Below are 22299 nucleotides of genomic sequence, written 5' to 3' on the forward strand. Positions count from 1 at the left end.
TCCAAATAAGCGACGAGGAACGCCGCATCGCGCAAAAACCGGCCCGGCCCTTCGGGTTGCGCAGGAAATGGCCCCCGCTGTTGTTGCAGGACTTGGCAAGGGAACAACCATTACCTGCGTCCTGCGCCTAACCGGGGGCCATTTCTTGCTGCAACGCGGTTCGCGATGAAACCGCAACAGACCCTAATATTTATCAGCATCGAGGAAGACCCAACATGAGTACGTTGAATCTGCAAATCGCCACCACCATCAGTAATCGCGCCCTGGCTGTCGGCCGGGAAATCTCTGCAGCACCGCTGACCGTGGCCGTGCTGGATGCCGGTGGGCACCTGATCAGCCTGCAGCGTGAAGACGGCGCCAGCCTGCTGCGCCCACAAATTGCTATCGGCAAGGCCTGGGGCGCGCTGGCACTGGGCAAGGGCTCGCGTCTTATCGCCGCCGACGCACAACAGCGCCCGGCGTTTATCGGCGCGGTAAACAACCTGGCAGACGGTCAGCTGGTGCCGGCACCGGGTGGTGTGCTGATCCGTGATGAGCGCGGCGAGGTGATAGGCGCAGTGGGCATCACAGGCGATACCTCGGATATCGATGAGCAGTGCGCCGTCAGCGCTGTGGAATCGGTTGGGCTTAAGCCGGATGCGGGTATCGCTGCTTGATAGTGGACGGCTTGTGGGAGGGGCTTCAGCCGCGACTGTAACGATTAACAGCTCGCCGCTAAAGCGCCTCCCACAGGTTTCGTAGGCAATAAAAAACGGTGAATGCTTTGCGGCATTCACCGTTTTTATTAATTGCCGCTTTAAACCAAGGGCAGGGCGGATAACCAGGCTTAGGCGTTGGTGACCTGCTCGGATGAGCTGGGCTGAGTTTCGTCGATCTCGCAGCCCTTGATCACCAAGCGGATGATGGTCTGCGCGGCGGCTTCGTAGTCGGCTTCATCCAGGCTGGCTTTGCCGGTCACGGTGGAAATCTGCCAGTCGAAGTCGGCGTAGGTTTGAGTTGCGGCCCAGATGCTGAACAGCAAGTGATGCGGGTCAACCTTGGCCATCAGGCTCTGGTCGATCCAGCCCTGGATGCAGGAAATATTGTGTTTGGCCTGGGCATTAAGTTGCGCGGTCTGGTCGGCGGACAGATGCGGCGCGCCGTGCATGATTTCGCTGGCGAACACCTTGGAGGCAAACGGCAGCTCGCGGGAGATGCGGATTTTCGAGCGGATATAAGCGCGTAGCACGTCGGCGGGTTTACCCGGCTGATTGAACGGCGCGGAAGCTTCCAGCAGCGGTTCAATAATGCTTTCCAGCACTTCGCGGTAGAGGTTTTCTTTCGACTTGAAGTAGTAGTAAACGTTGGGCTTGGGCACCCCGGCCTTGGCGGCGATATCGCTGGTTTTGCTGGCAGCAAAGCCTTTGTCGGCGAACTCCTCACTGGCTGCGCGTAAAATCAGCTCTCTGTTACGCTCGCGAATACTGGTCATAAGCCTCTTTGCTTCTGTCGAACGCCCGTCGCTGGGCAGCGCCGGGATGGTAGCACCGGCTTTGCGCGGCGCTCAAGGCTTGTGGCCTGGGCTCTGGCGGGCTATCTGACTTTTAGGTCAGGTTGTTGTATACAACATTTAGTTTTTCTGTTTTTATCTCGGCTTATGTACTCATAACAAAAAGTCTCGGCTCGTTGAGCTCCAGGAGACACGTCGTGAACAATGAACTAGTCGACCCCTTCGGACGGCGCATCACCTATCTACGGTTATCGGTTACCGATCGCTGCGATTTCCGCTGCACCTATTGCATGAGTGAGGACATGGTGTTCGCCCCGCGCGAGCAGATCCTCAGCCTTGAAGAACTCTATGCAGTGGCGGACGCCTTTATCGGCTTAGGGGTCAAACGCATCCGCATCACCGGTGGCGAGCCGCTGGTACGCAAGAACCTGCTCAGCCTGCTGACCCGCCTGGGCCAGCGCCCGGAGCTGGAAGACCTGGCCATCACCACCAATGGCTCACAGCTGGCTGACCTGGCGCCGCAGTTACACGCAGCAGGGGTCAAGCGCCTGAATGTCAGCCTGGATTCGCTGCAGCGCGAGCGTTTTGCCGCCTTTACCCGACGCGACAAGCTCGATCAGGTGCTCGAAGGCATCGAGGTGGCGCGCGCTGCGGGTTTTCGCAAGATCAAACTCAATGCCGTGGTGCAGAAAGGCCGCAACGATGACGAAGTACTCGACCTGGTCGAGTTCGCCATGGCGCGCGGCCTGGACATCAGCTTTATCGAAGAAATGCCGCTGGGCAGTATTTCCAGCCACCAGCGCGAGCAGACTTTCTGCTCCAGTGATGAGGTGCGTGAGCGCATCGAGCAGCGTTATACTCTGGTGCGCAGCAGCAAACTGACCGGCGGGCCGTCGCGCTACTGGCAGGTGGTCGGCAGCGACACCCAGGTTGGCTTTATTTCACCGCACAGCCACAACTTCTGCGGCGACTGCAACCGCGTGCGCGTCACCGCAGAGGGCAAACTGGTGCTCTGCCTGGGGCATGAGAATGCCCTGGACCTGAAAAATCTGATGCGTGCCCATCCGGGTGACAGCCAGCGTCTGCGTGATGCCTTGATGCAGGCTTTGCAGTTGAAGCCTGAGCGTCATCACTTCGAGAGCGATGCCCAGGTACAGGTTATTCGCTTTATGAGCATGACCGGTGGCTAGCCCCTAGCCGCGACTTCATCGCCTTGGGCGGTTCCTTTGTTCCACTCTCATAATTAAACAGGAGGTTTGCTGTGAAGCCCTCGCACGTCTGCAGTTTGTTCGCCGTTGTCTGTTCCAGCGCGGTTAGCGCTGAAAGTTATGTGATCGGTGTAGAGAAACTGGCCTTTGCGCCGCACTACAGCATCGATGCGCAAGGCCAGTACCAGGGTTTTGCCCGTGATCTTTTTGACCTGTTCGCGCGAACCAGCGGGGTGGAGCTGAGCTACAAGGTGCTGCCCGTTGAACAACTGTTGCCCGCATTGCTCAGCGGCCAGGTGGACTTCAAATACCCCGACAGCGAAACCTGGGCGCCAGCGCAGAAAGCCGGCAAGACCCTGAGCTACAGCCAAGGCGTGGTCGAGTATGTCGATGGCGTGCTGGTGGCGCCGCAGCGCCATGGTCAGCCTATTGAGCAGATCAAGCGCTTGGCCATGGTCAACGGCTGGACGCCCTGGGGCTATCAGGAGCGTATCGATGCTGGGCAGATCGAGCTGACCTACAGCGATGATCTGCGCCAGATGATCCGCCAGGCGCTGAAGAAAGACACCGATGGCGCTTACTTCAACGTGGTGGTGGCGACTCATTATCTGGACAACATCCGCGCAAAACCGGGTGCACTGATCTTCGATGCGCAGCTGCCGCACAACCGTGGCAGCTTTAAGCTGTCGACACTCAAGCACACAGCCTTTATGCAGCGTTTCGATCGCTTCCTGGTCGAGCAGCAGAGTGAAATTGCCGCGCTGAAAAGCCAGTACAAGGTCGAGGCCAATCTGGATGCCGAGCGCATCGGCCTGGAGCAGTGGAAGCTGGAGTTTATCGAGCGGCAGAAGCGCAAAGACGCGCAATCACAGTAATGTGCTGAGCGAACAAAAACCGCTCCAGTGAGCAGTTTTTTTCTGCGCGCAATAGCAGTCTGCTTGTGGCCTTGGCGCAATAAAAAAGGGAATGGCAACAAGGCCATCCCCTTTTCGTGCGGGTGCCGCCTACCCGGCGATCCGCATCAAGCGCATAGGCTTAGAAGTGGTACTTCACCAGCGCTTGTACGGCAGTCTGATCGAAGCCATTGGTGGAGCCGTCGATTGGCTTGATGCCGTACTTGTTGTGCCACATGTTCAGCTCGGTACCGACATACAGCTTGCGACCTTCACCGAACAGCGCCTTGCCGGCATCCCATTTGATCTGGATCGAGGAGCCGACCGAAGTCTGGGTGCCGGCGTCCTTGGATGGGGCGCGCCAGTCGATATAGCCGTCGACCACGAAGTCTTGTTCGCCAATGGCGAACGGGTAGGCACCGGCTACGGTCAGCTGGGTGGTGTAACCGTTGCCTTGTTCGCTGGCCTTGAAGTCATGGTCGAAGAAGATGTGGTTGTTGATCTTCACGCGGTACAGGTTGGTCTGCAGGAAGGCGAAGCCCGGCGCGTCCCAGTCCAGGCCAATACCATAGAGGTAGTTCTCGGTGCCTGGGCCGCCATTGCCTTTCTCATAAGTGAAGGCGGCCTTGACGTCCTTGATTGGACCTACGGACAGGTCCTGGCCGGTCAACCAGCTGAGGCTGACGCGGGGTGAGAATTCCATGTAATAGAAGCTGTTCTTCTCTTTGACGTTCAGGTTGCCGAAGTTGCTGCCGCGTGCCTGGGCGTTATCGGCGTCGATGTAGTCGAGGAAGAAGAAGGTGTCGCCCCAGCTCCAGCCACTGGCGTTTTCCAGGGTAAAGGTGCTCTGTGAGCGCTGCTCTTCAGCGTTGTTGTTGAGGCGCTGGAAGTTGCTGCCGTAGAGGTAGGAGAGGCTGGTGTCTTGCCAGAGGAAGGCGTCACTGGCCAAGGCCTGTTGACCGGAAAACAGTCCAGCCGAGAGGGCGATGCCGTGGGGCAGGTGCTTCAGTTTCATCATGGTTTCCTTATTATTGGACGTACAAGGTTTCTCGACCCTGCGGCGAACCGCAGGATCTGTCAGGCAAAGGAGGGTGGTTCAGCTGGTACGTGGGGCCACGTTGAACTCGTTACGGCCGCTGTTAGGCGCATCCGTTGCACTGTCGTCCTGCGGGTTTTGCAGCACGGTGTGCAGGTGCGCCTCGGGGTCGTAGTCGTTTTCTTCCAGCTGCAGATGCTCTTCCGGTAGGAAGATGTTCAGCACAATGGCGCTGAAGGCACCGATGGTGATGGGCGAGCCGAAGATGTTCTTCAGCGCATCGGGCATCTGCGAGAGCACTTCCGGGACGGCCGCAACACCCAGGCCCAGGCCCAGGGAGATGGCCACGATCAGCACGTTGCGGCGATGCAGGCCCGCCTCGGTAAGGATCTTGATCCCCGCCACGGCCACGGTGCCGAACATGATCAGCGTGGCGCCACCGAGCACCGGTTTCGGCATCAGCTGCAATACCGCGCCTACTGCCGGGAACAGACCCAGCAGCACCAGAATGGCGGCGATGTAGAAGGCCACATGGCGGCTGGCCACGCCGGTCAGCTGGATCACGCCGTTGTTCTGGCTGAAGGTGGTCATCGGCAGGCTGTTGAACATCGCCGCCATAGCCGAGTTGCAACCATCGGCCAAGACCCCGGATTTGATTCGACGCATATACAGCGGGCCTTTGACCGGCTGCTTGGAAATGATCGAGTTGGCCGTCAGGTCGCCTGCGGTTTCCAACGGGGTGATCAGAAAGATCACCGCAATCGGCACAAACGCTACCCAGTCAAAGTTGAAGCCGTATTTGAACGGTACCGGCACGCTGATCAGCGGCACCTGGGCCATATTGGCGAAGTCCACCTTGCCGGTGAACCAGGCCACGCTAAAGCCCAGCACCAGGCCGATGATCACCGCCGAGAGGCGCACCACCTGCGACGGGAAGCGGTTGAGGATCACGATGGTGACCAGTACCAAGCCGCCGAGACCCAGATGGTGCAGCGCGCCGAGATCTGCGGCGCCGTAACCGCCGGCGATATCAGTCATGGCGACCTTGATCAACGACAAGCCCATCAAGCAGATGATGGTGCCGGTAACCACCGGGGTGATCACCCGGCGCAGCTTGTTGATGAACTGGCTGAAGGCGATCTCGACAAAGGCTGCGCAGAAGCACACGCCAAAGATCGTCGAGAGAATTTCTTCCTCACTGCCGCCACGGCCCTTGACGATAAACCCGGCGCTGAGAATCACGCTGAGAAAACCGAAGCTGGTGCCCTGCAGGCAGAGCAGGCCGGAGCCGACCGGGCCAATGCGCTTGGCCTGGATAAAGGTGCCGAGGCCGGACACGAACAGCGCCATGCTGACCAGATACGGCACATAGGCGCCGAGGCCGAGGACGCCACCGACAATCAGGGTAGGGGTGATGATGCCGACGAAGCTGGCCAGTACGTGCTGCAACGCGGCGAAGATCGCCGGAGCAAAGGCCGGGGTGTCGTGCAGTTGGTAGATCAGGTCGTTGTTTGCCACAGGCGGAGCCGTGGTCTCTGTGCTGCGAGTCGTGGTCATATCAGAGCCTGCCAGTTGTTTTTATACGGTCATGGGCTTGGCGAGGCTTCACGGCGCCTCTGTTCTGTACCGGCGTAGAAGTTGTCCACCTGGTCAGAATGGATCGACTATAGCAACTTGTTCACAGTGATAAAAACAATTTATTTTAAGATTGTGCACAAAAAATGAACCATCAGTCAGATAGCTGTGCAGCCAGCTATTGCTCGTGGCAAGCGGAGTGTTTTCGAGGGGGACGTGTTTCTACACCCAAGCCTGTGCAGGCTTGGCACAGAGGCAAATTACCCGGCGTCGCGGGTGGTGCGCAGGTAGATAAAGCAATGCCGCGCTCTTGTGGGCGCGGCATTTGGCTGGATCAGTTGAGCTGAGCGCCCTGGTCGATCCAGGCGCCGATCAGCTGACGCTCTTCCTGGGTCATCTGGGTGATATTGCCCAGCGGCATGATCTGCGAAGCAACGCTTTGCGCGTGAATCTTCGCGGCCTGGGCCTTGATCTGCTCCGGCGTGTCGAGGATAAAGCCGGCAGGCGGTGCGCTGAACATCGGGCTGCTGGGCGTGGCCGAGTGGCACACGCTGCAGCGTTGCTCAATCACGCTCTTGACCTGGGCAAAGCCACCAGCGCCCGTTGTGGCTTCAGTCGGAGCACTGGTCTCAGGAGCCGCTGTGGCTTCTGCTGGTTTTGCGGTTGTGTCGGCAGCCTTGGCGACAACTTCCGGGTGACCGCTGATACCCGTAGCCGGAACCGGGGCGTACTTGATTACTGCAGCTTGCGGCTCCTGCGGCGCAGCGGCCTTCATGCTCGGGCCAGTAACGAACGCCAGGCAGATCATGCCCAGTGCGGCGGCAGGTAGGGTCCAGACGTACTTGCTGCTGTCATGACGGGTGTTGAAGTAATGGCGCACCAGTACCGCCAGCATCGCGATGCCCGCCAGGATCAGCCAGTTGTATTGGCTGCCGTAGGTGCTTGGGAAGTGGTTGCTGATCATGATGAACAGCACCGGTAAGGTGAAGTAGTTGTTGTGGCGCGAGCGCAGCAGGCCTTTGGCCGGCAGGGTCGGGTCCGGCGTGGTGTTGTCTTCAATCGCCTTAACCAGCGCGCGCTGGGCCGGCATGATGGTGAAGAACACATTGCCGACCATGATGGTGCCGATAATGGCGCCGACATGGATATAGGCGGCGCGACCGCTGAAAATCTGGCTGAAGCCATAGGCGGCAGCGATGATCAGCACGAACAGCACAGCGCCAAGCAGCGCCGGGCGTTTACCCAGCGGCGAGTCACAAAGGAAGTGATACGCGATATAGCCCGCAATCATCGAACCGAAACCGATGGCAATGGCCATTTCCGGCGCCAGATCAACGCCCGGTTTGACCAGGTACAGGCTCGGGTTGAGGTAGTAGACCACTAGCATCAGGGCGATGCCCGACAGCCAGGTGAAATAGGCCTCCCATTTGAACCAGTGCAGGTTCTCCGGCATTTTCGGTGGGGCCAGTTTGTACTTTTCCAGGTGATAGATGCCGCCACCGTGAATCGCCCAAAGGTCACCAGACAGGCCTTCGCGGGGATTGCTGCGGTTGAGGTTGTTTTCCAGCCAGACGAAATAGAAGGATGCGCCGATCCAGGCCACGCCGGTGATCATATGCACCCAGCGAATGCTCAGGTTCAGCCACTCAATCAAATGTGCTTCCACAATCAGTACCTCATTCCCAGTGCCGGCACGCCGGTGCTGGGCTTCTCTTATTGGTGGGGGGCGAGGAGCAACAGCTCGTCGTCACTAAAGAAATGCTCATCGCAGTTGTTGCCAGAACCACTGCGATCAACCACCAGGAAGTCATCCCGCTTTTCGATCGTCAGCACCGGGTGGTGCCAAACGCCGCGATGGTAATTAATGCCCTGCTTGCCGTTGCTGCGGAAGGCGCGGACCAACCCTGATTCAGGTGCATCGCCAAGTGGCGCGACCACGATCAGAAAGGGATTGCCGAGCAGCGGGATAAACGCCTGACTGCCCTGCGGATGTCGCTCCAGCATGCGAATGGTCAGCGGCATATCCAGCGCCTCGGCACTGAAGATACTGATGATCGCCTTATCCTCTGGCTGTGCGGTCTCGACCGTGGCCAGTTTGTGATAGCGGCGAGTGGAGCCATTGTTGATCATGAAGAATTCACTGCCTTCGGTTTCGATAACGTCACCAAAGGGGGCGAAGGCTTCTTTGCTCAGCGGCTCGATGATCAATGTGCTCATGTGGGTCTTCTGTTTTTAAGTTCGTTGTCGATGCTTTGCTTTTGTAGGAGCGGCTGGGCGGCACTCCGCCTTGGCCGCGATGCTGTGAGTGTTTAAGAGCATCGCGGGCAAGCCCGCTCCTACAGGTCGTGCATTTACTTGGCGACTTTGCCGAACAGGCGCAGACGGCTGATGCCACCGTCCGGGAACACGTTCACCCGTACGTGGGTGATCGGGCCGAGGGCTTTGATCTGCTCGCTAAACTCATGCTCGGCGTGCATCGAAAGCTTCTGGCTTGGCAGCAGCTCGCGCCAGAACAGGCTCTGGGTCTCGATCTGGCTGTCGGTGCCGCCTTTGACGAAGGCCGCTTGGATCGAGCAGCTGTCCGGGTAGTTGCCCTTGAAGTGCAGGGTGTCGACGACGATGCGTTCGATCTCACCCGGATGACCAAGGGCGACAATCACCCAGTCGTTACCTGGGGTACGGCGACGTGCAGTCTCCCAGCCGTCGCCCATGTTGATGCCACGGCCCGGGTTGAGGATGTTGCTCATACGGCCGAAGTGTTCGTCCGAGCAGGCCAGGGCGCGACCGCCATTCAGTGCAGAAGCCAGGTCGACCTGTTCGTTGTCACCGGTGTTGGACCAGTCGCGGAACGGCACGCCGTATACGCGCAGACGGGCGACACCGCCGTCCGGGTAGATGTTGAAGCGCAGGTGGGTGAAGGCCTGGGCATTGGTGATTTCATGGTAGTGGTGGTTATTGCCTTGTAGCTCTACTGCGCCCAGCACTTCGGTCCACTCGGTAGCGTCGCTCGGGTCGCCTTCAGCCACAAAGCAACCTTCCAGGGACGCCGACGGCGGGAAGTTACCGGTGAAGAAACTGGTGTCGATGTCCACACCCTTGATCGAACCCGGTACGCCCAGGCGGATCACCGCGCTGTCGTAACCTTCAAAGCGCTTGCGGCGCGATTCCCAGCCATCCATCCACTTGCCGTTGTCATCGAACACGCCCTCCTTCCATACGGCCGGGGTCGGCTGGAACAGACGGTTAACGTCGGCGAACCAGTCGTCGGTGACCGAGATGGCCTTGGTGCCCAGGCGTGCGTCGGCGAGGTTGACGTATTTCTCAAAGGGTACGGCGTAAGCTTTCATGAAATGTCTGCCTTAGATGATGGCGTTGGGGAGGGCGGTGGGCGTGCGGCCTACAGCTGCTGCAAGCGCAGCAGCGCGATCTTGTTGATCTCGGCCAGGGCGCAGGCGAATTCCTGCTCCGGGGAGTTATGAATCCGCTCCTCGAAGGCCGCCAGGATCTGGTGCCGATTGCTGCCTTTCACCGCCATGATGAAGGGGAAGCCGAACTTGGCCTTGTAGGCATCGTTCAGTTCGGTAAAGCGGGCGAACTCTTCTGCGGTGCATTCATGAATGCCCGCACCGGCCTGCTCCGACGTCGAAGAGGCGGTTAACTCACCACGAACGGCTGCCTTGCCGGCCAGATCCGGGTGAGCATTGATCAGCGCCAGCTGTGCAGCGTGGCTGGCACTGAGCAACAGGTCGGCCATGCGCTGATGCAGGCCGTTGATTTCGTCAATGCTGGCGTCCGGGCTCCCGGCGTCCTGGCCCAGGTCAAAAGCCTTCTCGGCAACCCAGGGCGAATGCTCGTAGATGTCGGCGAAGACGTTGACGAAGTCTTCACGGCTCAGGTGGGACGGGGTCAGGGTTTGAAAACGGCTCATTTCGAGCTCTCCTTGGATGGCTCTTGCAGCGGATGGGTCGCGTGCCAGTGTTTGGCGATGTCGACGCGGCGGGCGCACCAGACTTTTTCGTGGCTCTGCACGTATTCAAGGAAGCGCGCCAGTGACGCCAGACGCGCCGGGCGGCCGAGTAGGCGGCAATGCATGCCGATCGAAAGCATCTTCGGCGCGCCGGCCACACCTTCGGCGTACAGCACATCGAAGGCGTCTTTCAGGTATTCGAAGAAGTCATCGCCTTTGTTGAAACCCTGCACCTGGGTGAAGCGCATGTCGTTGGTGTCCAGGGTGTAAGGAATCACCAGGTGCGGTTTGGCCGCGGTGCTGGCCGGGTCCCAGTAGGGCAGGTCGTCGTCGTAGGTGTCGCTGTCATACAGAAAGCCACCTTCTTCACGGACCAGGCGGCGAGTGTTCGGCCCGGTACGACCGGTGTACCAGCCCACCGGGCGTTCGCCGGTCAGTTCAGTCAGGATGCGAATGGCTTCGAGCATATGCTCGCGCTCTTCGGCTTCGCTCATGTTCTGGTAGTCGATCCAGCGGTAGCCGTGGCTGCAGATCTCGTGACCGGCGGCGACCATCGCCTTGATGGCATCCGGGTGACGCTGCGCGGCCATGGCCACGGCAAAGATGGTCAGCGGGATGCTGTGTTTCTGGAACAGGTTCAGCAAACGCCAGACGCCGGCACGGCTGCCATACTCGTAGAGCGACTCCATGCACAGGTTGCGTTGGCCTTGCAGCGGCTGCGCGGAAACCATCTCGGAGAGAAACGCCTCGGATTCTTTGTCGCCGTGCAGCACGTTGCGTTCGCCGCCTTCCTCGTAATTGAGAACAAACGACAGGGCGATGCGCGCATCATTCGGCCAATGCGGGTGGGGCGGGTTGTTGGCGTAACCGATCAGGTCGCGTGGGTAGTCAGCGCTCACTGCAGTCTTCCTTCTTGCTGTTTGTGGCGGTCATTGGGCAGGCATGAATGCGTTGCACGACCGTGATGGGCTAATTGTATACAAAGTGCTTCGCATCTTGTAAATCTAAAATTCACTTATTTTGTGAAATTTTGCCTTAATGCTGAATCTGCCCAATGCGTCAGCTGTTGCTGTGCAAAAGCAGTGCTCGCAAGCACTTATGGTCGATTTACTGCCCGGTTACGGTGCGCTAAGCAGGCGTAATGATCGATTTATTGTGTACAGTTTTTTATAAAAGTGTCTTATTTTTGAATTTCAGCATGCTATGCTTCAGCTCAGTCGAGGCTGCTTAGCCTGATAAATCTGCCGAATTCAATAAAAGTAGAGGAGGTGCGGCGTCTACGTAGGCTTATCTACGCAGGTGCCCATAAGCGATGGGACGATTGACCACACACGTACTGGATGCCGCCCACGGTTGCCCAGGCAGCGAATTGAAGATTGAGTTGTATCGCGTTGAAGGGGCTCAGCTGGAGCTGCTCAATAGCGTTGTCACCAACCACGACGGCCGCTGTGATGCGCCGGTGCTGCAGGGTGACGATTACCGCAGTGGGGTTTACCAGCTGCATTTCCATGCCGGCGATTACTACCGCGCGCGCGGCGTCAAATTGCCTGAACAGGCTTTTCTGGATGTTGTGGTGCTGCGTTTCGGCATCGATGCCGGGCAGGAGCATTACCACGTACCGCTGCTGATTTCCCCTTACAGCTACTCCACCTACCGCGGTAGCTGAACCGAATGCTTGTCACCCTCTGACTCAATTTAAGAGTCCTTAGCCCGTACACACTGCGGGCTTTTTTTTGCCTGCGATTTGTCGGGTTTCAAGCGCTGGAGTAGGAGCGGGCGCGACGCGCAGTTCCATGCCCGCGATATCGGTTCGCGGGCATGGCCCGCTCCTACAGATGGTGACGTGGATAAGCCTTGGCAGGTTGTCGCTGTCAGCGGCTAAGCAGTGAAGCCGCGCCAGCCCCGCCAAACAAGGCCGCGCTGATGCGGTTGAACCACACCTGGCCCTTGCCCGAACGCAGGTAGCGCGCCGCGCCCTGGGCGCTGAGGCCGTAGAACAGCTTGCAGGCCAGATCTAACACTGCCCAGGTGGCGATCATCACCAGCAGCTGGCCAAGCATGGGTCGCTCGGCGCTGATGAACTGCGGGAGGAAGGCGGCGAAGAACAGAATGTCCTTGGGGTTGCTGGCGCCGAGGCCGAAGGCCTTCCAGAACATGCTGCGAAAACCTGGATTGACCGGCTGTTCCTCGGCCTTCACCGGTTTGGCAGCTTGGCGTGACTCCTGCCAGCTTTGCCAGGCGAGGTAGAACAGGTACAGCGCGCCGACCAGCTTGAGCAGGCTGAACAACTGCTCGGAGGCCAACAACAGCGCACCAAGGCCGAGCGCCGAGGCACTCAACAAGCAGATCGAGGCAGATACGCCGCCAACGAACGCCGGGGCCGAGCGGCGCAGACCGTAGTTCAGGCTGTTGCTGACCATCAGCAGTGACAATGGCCCCGGAATCAGAATCACCACCAGTGCAGCGCTTGCGAACAACAGCCAGGTTTCCAGACTCATTAGCGATTCTCCAGATGTGCAAAAGCCCCGACGCCATATCAGGGCTTAGGTTTTGCTTGGTTCATGTTCCTTTGTTTTGAAAACGTAGCGAGCGATGACTAGGCAAGGCGAAGTCAGGCGAAAAAGCGGAGTGTACGACTGTACATGAGCATTTTGAGCCTGACTTCAACGCTGCATAGTCGAGCGCAGTAGTTTTCAATTAGAGGAAGGCGAACTTGGCGATAAAAATGATGCATAGAACGTACAAGCTCAGCGATACCTTGTCGCGCTGACCGGTCAGCAATTTCAGTGTTGCGTAGGTCAGGAAGCCCAGGGCAATGCCGTTGGCGATGGAGAAGGTCAGCGGCATCATGACCACGGTGACGATTGCCGGAATGGTATCGGTGTGATCTTTCCAGTCGATATGCGCCATGCCGCTCATCATCAGCATCGCCACATAAATCAACGCACCAGCAGTGGCGTAGGCGGGGATCATCCCGGCCAGCGGGGCAAAGAACATCGCGCAGAGGAACAGCACGCCCACGGCAACAGCTGTCAGGCCAGTACGGCCACCCGCCGCAACGCCTGCAGCACTTTCCACATAGCTGGTCACCGGCGGGCAACCGACAAAGGCACCGATCACGCTGGAGGTACTGTCAGCCTTAAGGGCCTTGGACAGGTTCTGGATCTTACCGTCTTCATCCACCAGGTTGGCGCGATGGGCGACGCCCATCAGGGTGCCGGCGGTGTCGAACATGTTGACGAAGAGGAAGGCCAGAATCACGCTGATCATGGCAATGTTGAAGGCGCCGGCGATATCCAGTGCCATCAAGGTCGGCGCCAGGCTTGGCGGCATGGAAACCAGGCCGTTGTATTCAACCAGGCCCAGTGCCCAGCCAACGGCAGTTACGCCGAGCATGCTGAACAGAATGGCGCCAAACACGTTGCGATGGCTAAGCACGGCAATCAGCAGGAAGCACACGGCAGCCAGGATTGCGCTGGGTTCACCGAACGAGCCCATGGTCAGCAGGGTGGCCGGGCTGTCGACGACAATACCTGCAGTCTTCAAACCGATCAGCCCGAGGAACAGCCCAACCCCAGCGCCCATGGCAAAGCGCAGGCTCATGGGGATGCTATTGAGGAGCCACTCGCGGATGCGTGACAGGCTCATGATCATAAACAGCACGCCGGAGATAAATACCGCGCCGAGGGCGACCTGCCAGCTGTAGCCCATTTCACCGACAACGGTGTAGGTGAAGAAGGCATTCAGACCCATGCCCGGTGCCAGGCCGACTGGCCAGTTGGCATACAGCCCCATCAGGAAGCAACCGATGGCCGCACCGATGCAGGTGGCGACAAACGCCGCGCCGTGATCGACGCCAGCCGTGGCCATGATATTGGGGTTGACGAAGATGATGTAAGCCATGGTGACGAAAGTCGTCAGGCCCGCCAGCAGCTCGGTTTTGATTGTGGTGCGGTGTTCGGTCAGCTTGAAGAAGCGGTCAAGCAGACCGGGCTTGATCAGGTCTTGCATCTGCGTCGCCTGTTGTTCTTGTTTAGCGCTTTCCACAGGGGTACTCCTCATCTCTTGTTGTGTGCCACCCAGAGCCTGTGCTGCGCACTGCTCGACTCTTGAGGTAGGTGGTGTTTTTTGCCTTGCTGGCGTGCTTAGCTGACCTATAGGTCAAGAAATAACGCTGAGGCCGATTATGATGTTGTATACAAAAAAAGCAAATAATGTTTCTGCTTGAAATTCCGTATGTACCCGGTTTTTTCACCTATGCATTACCGGCTCTTTTCCTGATGTGTACCGGTGTATTCAGATAAAAGGCCACGCGAGTCAATGCCACCCCCGTGATCAAAGGGTCTTCGACAGTACTCAGGGGTATCGCGGTGTGTGTGTCGTGACTTACCTAGGCTTTTGCTAAGCAGATTTGCGAACAAGAGAAATGCTGCATATACGAAATGAATCTGCTGCCCGTACGCTCTTCGGCCGAGAAGTGCGACTGTAAAGCGCGTGCAAATGCACGTTTGCCTGATCGTTATGCGTTGCTGCGGTGTACGCACTGATCACATTGTGTACAATGCAAGGGCTTTTTATTTGTGACTTTCTACTGATGTACTGCTTGCCAGAGGGTGGGTAACACGCAGTAGAGTTGCATCAGCAACCGCCGAACCTTGATCACGCGAGCCCCAATGAACGAACAATTGCAGCCCCTTAAGAAGCAGACGCGCGAAGGCAAGAGCACTCGCAGCGGGACTCAGGACGATGTCGTTTACGCCCATATCTTTGATGCCATTCTCGAGCAGCGTCTGGCGCCTGGCACCAAGCTCAGTGAAGAGGCGCTCGGTGAAATCTTCGGCGTCAGCCGCACCATCATCCGTCGCGCTTTATCGCGCCTGGCCCACGAAGGCGTGGTGCTGCTGCGGCCTAACCGTGGCGCGGTAGTGGCCAGCCCGGGTGCGGAAGAAGCGCGGCAGATCTTTTATGTACGCCGGATGATCGAGCGGGCGATTACCGAACTGGCCTGCAAGAACGCCAAGCCAGAACAGATTGCCGCGCTGCGCCAGATGGTTATTGATGAGCGCGATTGCTTCGCTCGTGGTGATCGCGGCATGGGCATTCGCCTGTCCGGTGAGTTCCACCTGAAGCTCGCGGAAGCCGCTGGCAACCTAACCCTGTTGGGCTTTCTGCGCAGCCTGATTTCGCAGACCTCGCTGATCATTGCCCTGTACGAAAGCAACAGCCGCACCCATTGCTCGGATGCCGAACATGACCAGGTGATCGACGCCATCGAGGCCGGCAATGTTGAAGTGGCGGTGGACCTGATGATGCGCCACATGGACAGCGTTGACGCCAAGCTCAATCTGGACGGCGAAACTGCATCCGATGACCTGCACGCGGTGTTCTCGCACCTGCTGCCGAGCGCCAAGAAGAAAGCGGTAAGTCGCGGATCTGTGTAACAGGCATAAACAAAAAAGCCCGCTCAATAAGCGGGCTTTTTCTTGGTCGGGGTTTTACCCACCTCAATCGCGACGATGCACCGATTGGCCGGCGGCGAAGGTTTCCTTGATCGCGCGGTCGTCGCCAAGCATGGTCAGGGCGAAGAGTCTTTCGTCCAGGGTTTTGGCCTGTTGCATGCGGTAGCTGATTAGCGGCGTGGCGTTGTAGTCGAGCACCACAAAGTCGGCGTCTTTGCCGCTCTCGAAGTTGCCCAGCTTGTCGTCCAGGTACAGCGCGTTGGCGCCGCCGAGTGTGGCCAGGTACAGCGACTTGAACGGGTCGAGCTTCTTGCCCTGCAGTTGCATGACCTTGTAGGCCTCGTTCAGCGATTGCAGCTGGCTGAAGCTGGTGCCCGCGCCCACGTCGGTGCCCAGGCCGACGCGCACACCGTGCTCTTCAAGCTTGTTGAGGTCGAACAGGCCGCTGCCGAGGAACAGGTTGGAGGTTGGGCAGAAGGCCACTGCCGAGCCGGTTTCGGCCAGGCGTTTGCACTCGTCGTCACACAGGTGCACGCCGTGGGCGAATACCGAGCGCGCGCCGATCAGCTTGTAGTGGTCGTACACATCCAGGTAGCCCTTGCGCTCGGGGAACAGTGCTTTCACCCATTCGATTTCTTTGCGGTTCTCGGACAGGTGGGTGTGCATATACAGATCCGGGTACTCGCCCAGAAGTTTACCGGCCAGGGTCAGTTGCTCCGGTGTGCTGGTTGGAGCGAAGCGCGGGGTCACCGCGTAATGCAGGCGGCCTTTGCCGTGCCAGCGTTCGATCAACTCTTTGCTGTCGGCGTAGCCGGATTCCGGTGTATCGGTCAGGTAGTCCGGGGCATTGCGGTCCATCAGCACCTTGCCGGCGATCATGCGCAGGTTCAGCGCTTCGGCGGCTTCGAAGAAGGCGTCTACCGATTGCTTGTGCACGCTGCCAAATACCAGCGCGGTGGTGGTGCCGTTGCGCAGCAACTCTTTCAGGAAGATACCGGCCACGTCGGCGGCATGGGCCTTGTCGGCAAACTGCTGTTCGGTGGGGAAGGTGTAGGTGTTCAGCCAGTCCAGCAGCTGTTCGCCGTAGGAGGCGATCATCCCGGTTTGCGGGTAGTGGATATGGGTGTCGATAAAGCCGGGGGTGATCAGAGCATCGCGATACTCAGTGATTTCAACGCCCTTGAGCGTTGGCAGCAGGTCTACCGCGTGGCCGACTTTGGTCACCTGACCGTTCTCGACAACCAGCACACCGTCTTCGAAATACTCATAGGATTGCTCAACGCCCACCACGGCAGGGTCGGCAATGCTGTGCAGGATGGCGGCGCGGTAGGCTTTCACTGGACTAGTCATGTAACGCTGATCTCAATCTATGGAGTTGGTCGCTCAGGCGGCGGGCACCTGAGCAAATAGTCAGGCCTGGCTGCGGCGAGAGGCGGGCAGCAGCTTGGCCACGCTGGGCTGGCCCTTTTTGCTCTCTTGACCAAAGGCGGCGTTGTAGGTGGCGATCACTTCGCCGGCGATGGACACGGCAATTTCCACCGGTAACTTGCCTTTCACCTCGGCAATGCCCATGGGGCAACGCATGCGCGCTACCACTGCTGGGTCGAAGCCGCGATCACGCAGGCGGTGTTCAAATTTGGCGCGCTTGGTCTGCGAGCCGATCAGGCCGTAGTAGGCAAAATCATTGCGCTTGAGGATTTCTGCAGTCAGCTCCAGATCGAGCTGATGGTTGTGGGTCATGACGATAAAGTAGCTGCCGGCGGGCATGCGTTCGATCTCGTCGATCACCTCGTCATTCACCACCTTTTCCACCCCTGCCGGGATCTGCTCGGGAAACTCGTTTTCCCGCGAGTCAATCCAGCGCACCTTGCACGGCAAGCTGGCGAGCAGCGGCACCAGGGCGCGGCCGACGTGACCAGCGCCAAACACGGCGATCTGTGCCTGCGGCTGGCCCATGGGTTCAAACAGCAATACAGTGGCGCCGCCGCAGCATTGGCCGAGGCTGGCGCCGAGGCTGAAGCGTTCCAGGCGGGTGTCCTGGCTGCGGCTGCTAAGCATTTCGCGGGCCAGCTCCATCGCTTTGTATTCCAGATGACCACCACCAATGGTCTCGAAGATGCGGTCAGCGGTGACCACCATTTTCGAGCCGGCATTGCGCGGGGTTGAGCCGCGTTCTTCGATGATGGTCACCAGCACGCAAGGCTGACCTTGCTGCTGCAGTTCGGCGAGGGCGCTGATCCAGCTCATTTGCTCAGCCTCCAGGTAGGTGGCAGTTGTCCGGGCCGCGGTAGGCGCCAGTTGCTTGGCGACGGGTCCAGTATCGGTACTGGAGTTGGTCGCGGTGTTTGCGGTTTCGCTTCGGTGTGTTTTGTCATTGTTGTACACCTGCTTCGTTGTTCATTCACGCCCATGGTGGAAAACGCTTCGCGGTTGTCCACCCTACGGGTACCCCGTAGGGTGGATGTCGCGCAGCACATCCACCAAGGTGGTTGGCGTTAGGCCGGTTCAACCTCGGCAGCGGCGGCCGACTTGGCGTTCTGCTGCAGTTTCTTCATCTGCTCCACACCCCAAAGCACGCGCTCAGGGGTTGCCGGGGCGTCGATGTTCGGCTGTACGCGGTAGTCAGCCAGGCTGGCCACGGCGTCCTTGATCGCACACCACACGGCGATGCCGAGCATAAATGGTGGCTCACCAACGGCCTTGGAGTGGAATACGGTGTCTTCCGGGTTCTTGCGGTTTTCCACCAGGTTGACGCGCAGGTCCAGCGGCATATCGGCGATGGCGGGAATCTTGTAACTGGCCGGGCCGTTGGTCATCAGCTTGCCTTTGCCATTCCACACCAGCTCTTCCATGGTCAGCCAACCCATGCCCTGGACGAAGGCGCCTTCGACCTGGCCGATGTCCAGTGCCGGGTTCAGTGAAGCGCCGACGTCATGCAGGATGTCGGTGCGCAGCATCTTGTACTCACCGGTCAGGGTATCGACTATCACTTCCGAACAGGCGGCGCCGTAGGCGAAGTAGTAGAACGGACGGCCGGCAGCCTTGTCACGGTCATAGAAGATCTTCGGCGTGCGGTAGAAACCGGTGCTGGAGAGCGATACCTGGCCGAAATAGGCCTTCTGGATCACTTCCTCGAAGCTCAGGAACAGGTCGCGCACGCGCACCTGACTGTTACGGAACTCAACATCTTCCGGTGTGACCTTGTATTCGCGCACCAAGAAGTCGACCAGGCGCTGCTTGAGTGTTTCGGCAGCGTTCTGTGCGGCCTTGCCGTTAAGGTCGGCACCGCTGGAGGCGGCAGTCGGCGAGGTGTTTGGCACCTTGTCGGTGTTGGTGGCGGTGATCTGGATGCGCGAGATATCCACCTGCAGCACTTCGGCGACGATCTGCGCGACCTTGGTGTTCAAACCCTGGCCCATCTCGGTGCCGCCGTGGTTCAGGTGGATCGAACCGTCGGTGTAGATATGGATCAGCGCGCCAGCCTGGTTGAGGAAAGTGGCGGTAAAGCTGATACCGAATTTCACCGGGGTCAGCGCCAGGCCTTTCTTCAGCACCGGGCTCTTGGCGTTGAATGCGCGGATTTCTTCGCGGCGCTTGGCGTAGTCACTGCTGGCTTCCAGCTCGGCGGTCATCTCGTGGATAACGTTGTGCTCGACGGTCTGGTGGTAGTGGGTGACGTTGCGCTCGGTCTTGCCGTAGTAGTTGGTCTTGCGCACTTCCAGCGGGTCTTTGCCCAGGCTGCGGGCGACCGCATCCATGATCTCTTCGATGGCGACCATGCCCTGCGGGCCGCCGAAGCCGCGGTAGGCGGTGTTCGACGCGGTGTTGGTCTTGCAGCGGTGACCATTGATGGTGGCGTTGCCGAGGAAGTAGGCGTTGTCGGAGTGGAACATCGCGCGGTCGACGATCGAGCCGGACAGGTCTGGCGAGTAGCCGCAGTTGCCGGCGAGTTCAATCTCGATGCCGTGCAGCAGGCCGTTGTCGTCGAAGCCGACATCGTATTCGACATAGAAGGGGTGACGCTTGCCGGTGATCTGCATGTCCTCGACGCGCGGCAGGCGCATTTTGGTCGGCCGGCCGGTGAGGTGCGCGATCACCGCACACAGGCATGCAGGTCCCGCGGCCTGAGTTTCCTTGCCGCCGAAACCGCCACCCATGCGGCGCATGTCGATAACGATCTTGTGCATCGGCACGCCGAGCACTTCGGCCACCAGCTTCTGCACTTCGGTGGCGTTCTGCGTCGAGGTGTAGATGATCATGCCGCCGTCTTCGGTGGGCATGACCGAGGAAATCTGGGTTTCCAGGTAGAAGTGTTCCTGGCCGCCGATATGCAGGCTGCCTTGCAGGCGGCGTGGCGCGCTGGCCAGTTCGGCGGCGGAATTACCGATCTTGTGCTGGTGGCTGTCGAGGACGAAATGCTTCTTGCGCAGCGCGTCGACCACGTCGAGTACCGGCTCAAGGTCTTCGTACTCAATGATTGCCGCCATGGCCGCTTTGCGTGCGGTTTCCAGGCTGTCGGCGCCGACGGCGATCACCACTTGGCCAACGTATTCAACCTTGCCGTCCGCCAGCAGCGGGTCACCGGCCACGACCGGGCCGATATCTAGCTGGCCGGGTACGTCATCCTTGGTGATGGCAATTGCCACGCCTGGGAACTGGTAGCAAGGGCTGGTATCGATGCTGACGATGCGCGCGTGGGCGCGGTCGCTCATGCGGGCATAGACGTGCAGCTGGTTGGGGAATTCCAGGCGGTCGTCGACGTAGATGGCTTCGCCGGAGACGTGTTTGTCCGCGCTTTCATGTTTGACGCTCTTGCCGACGCCAGTGGTGATATCGGCGCGGAACAGTTCGGCCAGTTCGGCTTGGGTTTTGTGCTGGATGTGGTTAGACATAGGCGGTCACCCGGGTTTCGACTTCGGGAGCTTGCAGCTCGAGGAAGAATTTACGCAGCAGATTCTGTGCAGTGAGCAGGCGGTACTCCTTGCTGGCACGGAAGTCGCTGAGCGGGGTGAAATCCTCGGCCAGCGCAGCGCAGGCGCGTTCGATCACGCCTGGATACCAGGCTGAACCCTGCAGCGCAGCTTCACAGGCAGCGGCGCGTTTCGGGATGGCAGCCATACCGCCGAAGGCGATGCGTGCGCTCTGCACTACGCCATCTTCAACGACCAGGTTGAAGGCGGCGCAGACGGCGGAAATATCATCGTCCAGACGCTTGGACACCTTGTAGGCGCGGAACGCCTGATTGGCCTGATGGCGCGGCACGATGATCTTCTCGATAAATTCGGCTTCCTGGCGCGCAGTCACCTTGTAATCGAGGAAGTAATCTTCAAGCGGCAGAATGCGGCTGGTGTTGCCTTTACGCAGCACGATCTGCGCGCCAAGGGCGATCAGCAGCGGCGGGGCGTCGCCAATCGGCGAGGCGTTGCCGATATTGCCGCCCAGGGTGCCCTGATTGCGGATCTGCAGGGAGGCGAAGCGGTGCAGCAACTCGCCGAAGTCCGGGTAGTCTTGGGCCAGGGCTGCGTAGCAATCTGAGAGAGCTGTGGCCGCGCCGATTTCGATGCTCTCGGCGGTCACTTCGACGCGCTTCATCGCTTCGATATGGCCAACGTAGATCATCACCGGCAATTCGCGGTGGAACTGGGTGACTTCCAGCGCCAGGTCGGTGCCGCCAGCGAGCAGGCGTGCTTCCGGGTTGGCTGCGTAGATATCGGCCAGGTCAGCCACAGTCAGCGGCAACAGGCAGCGTTTGTCGCCGCTGTTGAGCTCTGCGGTGTCCTGCGGGGCGATGGCTTTTAATTGCGCGACGGTTTGCGCTTCGTCTGCGTCGAACTGGTCCGGCTGCTTCTGGCAGCAGGCCTGTTCGGCGGCATCGATGATCGGGCGGTAGCCGGTGCAGCGGCAGAGGTTGCCGGCCAGGGCTTCCATGGTGTCAGCCTTGTCGAAACCGTTACTGTTCTTCTGCAAGGCGAACAGCGACATAACGAAACCAGGTGTACAGAAGCCGCATTGCGAACCGTGGCAGTCGACCATGGCCTGCTGCACGCTGTGCAGTTGGCCCTGGTGCTTGAGGTCTTCAACCGTGATCAGCTGTTTTCCGTGCAGGCTGGAAACGAAGGTCAGGCAGGAGTTGAGGGTGCGATAACGCACGCGCTCGCCATCCAGCTCACCGACTACCACGGTGCAGGCACCGCAATCGCCAGAGGCGCAGCCTTCTTTGGTTCCGGATTTGCCGAGATGCTCACGCAGGTAATTGAGCACGGTGACGTTTGGGTCCAGGGCATGCTCAGTACGCAGCTCCCGGTTGAGTAAAAACTGGATCAAGGACGACCTCCAGGCACTTTATTGTTCTCGTATCAGGCTCTGCTGAAACGCTGCACACAACGGCGCAGCGTTTCCACACGGCTTGGCATGAGGCGAATCTAGAGTTTTCTGACTTTAGGGTCAACAAATATTTGACTCTTTGGTCAGGCGATTGTCATACGATTCAGTTATGAGCGCGAAAAGCCCTGTATTCCGGTTAAACGCTAGCCGCTTTTATGCCAAGCAAGGTGGTGCAGAAAAAAGTGCAGGGCATAAAAAAGGTTCTTCGCGGGATCGTGGGAAAGAGAGGATTGACAGTCAGGGATGCAGGTAAATTGGCAGTCGCCAAACACACCAACCCCTGCACCC

At 59.1% G+C, this 22299-nt stretch carries 19 protein-coding genes; 5 read left to right on the top strand and 14 right to left on the bottom strand.

Going from position 1 to position 22299, the window contains the following annotated elements; translation table 11 throughout:
* Positions 1–215 precede the first annotated feature (215 nt).
* Positions 216–656: a heme-binding protein gene (locus tag Q8M42_RS16315; RefSeq protein WP_090386575.1), complete on the top strand. Its 441-nt coding sequence runs from the start codon at positions 216–218 to the stop codon at positions 654–656.
* 170 nt (positions 657–826) lie between these two features.
* Here the strand turns inward: Q8M42_RS16315 and Q8M42_RS16320 are convergent, their stop codons facing one another.
* Positions 827–1471 (bottom strand): TetR/AcrR family transcriptional regulator, encoded by a 645-nt coding sequence (locus tag Q8M42_RS16320; RefSeq protein ID WP_304867290.1) that lies wholly within the window; start codon positions 1469–1471, stop codon positions 827–829.
* Positions 1472–1686: 215 nt separating this feature from the next.
* On the opposite strand from Q8M42_RS16320, the gene moaA reads away from it, so the two are divergent.
* Complete coding sequence (gene moaA, locus Q8M42_RS16325) at positions 1687–2679, top strand: GTP 3',8-cyclase MoaA (protein ID WP_370692713.1); 993 nt, start codon at positions 1687–1689, stop codon at positions 2677–2679.
* Positions 2680–2750: 71 nt separating this feature from the next.
* A complete protein-coding gene (locus tag Q8M42_RS16330; protein WP_304867284.1) occupies positions 2751–3572 on the top strand; it encodes a transporter substrate-binding domain-containing protein in 822 nt (273 codons plus the stop codon).
* 160 nt (positions 3573–3732) lie between these two features.
* On the opposite strand, the gene Q8M42_RS16335 is transcribed toward Q8M42_RS16330, so the two are convergent.
* The 7 genes from Q8M42_RS16335 to puuE all read right to left on the bottom strand — a co-directional run bounded on the left by Q8M42_RS16335 (position 3733) and on the right by puuE (position 11067).
* Positions 3733–4605 (bottom strand): outer membrane protein OmpK, encoded by an 873-nt coding sequence (locus Q8M42_RS16335; RefSeq protein WP_304867281.1) that lies wholly within the window; start codon positions 4603–4605, stop codon positions 3733–3735.
* Positions 4606–4686: 81 nt separating this feature from the next.
* Positions 4687–6183 (bottom strand): nucleobase:cation symporter-2 family protein, encoded by a 1497-nt coding sequence (locus Q8M42_RS16340; protein WP_304867278.1) that lies wholly within the window; start codon positions 6181–6183, stop codon positions 4687–4689.
* 352 nt (positions 6184–6535) lie between these two features.
* The gene (locus Q8M42_RS16345; RefSeq protein WP_304867275.1) at positions 6536–7867 is read right to left on the bottom strand and encodes a urate hydroxylase PuuD; all 1332 of its coding nucleotides are present in this window, start codon (positions 7865–7867) and stop codon (positions 6536–6538) included.
* Positions 7868–7914: 47 nt separating this feature from the next.
* Entirely contained in the window at positions 7915–8418 is a 504-nt protein-coding gene (locus Q8M42_RS16350; RefSeq protein WP_304867272.1) for an ureidoglycolate lyase, read from the bottom strand.
* 134 nt (positions 8419–8552) lie between these two features.
* A complete protein-coding gene (alc, locus tag Q8M42_RS16355; protein WP_304867269.1) occupies positions 8553–9548 on the bottom strand; it encodes an allantoicase in 996 nt (331 codons plus the stop codon).
* Between the two features lie 50 nt (positions 9549–9598).
* Entirely contained in the window at positions 9599–10129 is a 531-nt protein-coding gene (gene uraD / locus Q8M42_RS16360; RefSeq protein ID WP_304867266.1) for a 2-oxo-4-hydroxy-4-carboxy-5-ureidoimidazoline decarboxylase, read from the bottom strand.
* A complete protein-coding gene (gene puuE, locus Q8M42_RS16365; RefSeq protein ID WP_304867263.1) occupies positions 10126–11067 on the bottom strand; it encodes an allantoinase PuuE in 942 nt (313 codons plus the stop codon). The genes uraD and puuE overlap by 4 nt, the downstream gene beginning before the upstream one ends.
* Before the next feature lie 413 nt (positions 11068–11480).
* On the opposite strand from puuE, the gene uraH reads away from it, so the two are divergent.
* Complete coding sequence (gene uraH / locus Q8M42_RS16370; RefSeq protein ID WP_275962911.1) at positions 11481–11834, top strand: hydroxyisourate hydrolase; 354 nt, start codon at positions 11481–11483, stop codon at positions 11832–11834.
* 205 nt (positions 11835–12039) lie between these two features.
* Here uraH and Q8M42_RS16375 read toward each other — a convergent pair whose 3' ends face one another.
* The gene (locus Q8M42_RS16375) at positions 12040–12666 is read right to left on the bottom strand and encodes a LysE family translocator (RefSeq protein ID WP_304867259.1); all 627 of its coding nucleotides are present in this window, start codon (positions 12664–12666) and stop codon (positions 12040–12042) included.
* Between the two features lie 199 nt (positions 12667–12865).
* Positions 12866–14215 (bottom strand): NCS2 family permease, encoded by a 1350-nt coding sequence (locus tag Q8M42_RS16380; RefSeq protein WP_370692712.1) that lies wholly within the window; start codon positions 14213–14215, stop codon positions 12866–12868.
* 626 nt (positions 14216–14841) lie between these two features.
* On the opposite strand from Q8M42_RS16380, the gene Q8M42_RS16385 reads away from it, so the two are divergent.
* The gene (locus Q8M42_RS16385; RefSeq protein ID WP_304867256.1) at positions 14842–15609 is read left to right on the top strand and encodes a GntR family transcriptional regulator; all 768 of its coding nucleotides are present in this window, start codon (positions 14842–14844) and stop codon (positions 15607–15609) included.
* Positions 15610–15672: 63 nt separating this feature from the next.
* On the opposite strand, the gene guaD is transcribed toward Q8M42_RS16385, so the two are convergent.
* The 4 genes from guaD to xdhA all read right to left on the bottom strand — a co-directional run bounded on the left by guaD (position 15673) and on the right by xdhA (position 21951).
* Complete coding sequence (gene guaD, locus Q8M42_RS16390; protein ID WP_304867254.1) at positions 15673–16977, bottom strand: guanine deaminase; 1305 nt, start codon at positions 16975–16977, stop codon at positions 15673–15675.
* Between the two features lie 60 nt (positions 16978–17037).
* Positions 17038–17874 carry a xanthine dehydrogenase accessory protein XdhC gene (gene xdhC / locus Q8M42_RS16395; protein ID WP_304867250.1) on the bottom strand — a complete coding sequence of 279 codons (837 nt, stop codon included), beginning with the start codon at positions 17872–17874 and terminating at the stop codon, positions 17038–17040.
* A gap of 248 nt (positions 17875–18122) precedes the next feature.
* On the bottom strand, positions 18123–20519 hold the full coding sequence (xdhB, locus tag Q8M42_RS16400) for a xanthine dehydrogenase molybdopterin binding subunit (protein ID WP_304867247.1): 2397 nt from the start codon (positions 20517–20519) through the stop codon (positions 18123–18125).
* Positions 20512–21951 (bottom strand): xanthine dehydrogenase small subunit, encoded by a 1440-nt coding sequence (gene xdhA, locus Q8M42_RS16405; protein ID WP_304867244.1) that lies wholly within the window; start codon positions 21949–21951, stop codon positions 20512–20514. The genes xdhB and xdhA overlap by 8 nt, the downstream gene beginning before the upstream one ends.
* Positions 21952–22299: the final 348 nt, after the last annotated feature.

Source organism: Pseudomonas sp. (assembly GCF_030684895.1).
Taxonomy (GTDB): Bacteria; Pseudomonadota; Gammaproteobacteria; order Pseudomonadales; family Pseudomonadaceae; genus Aquipseudomonas.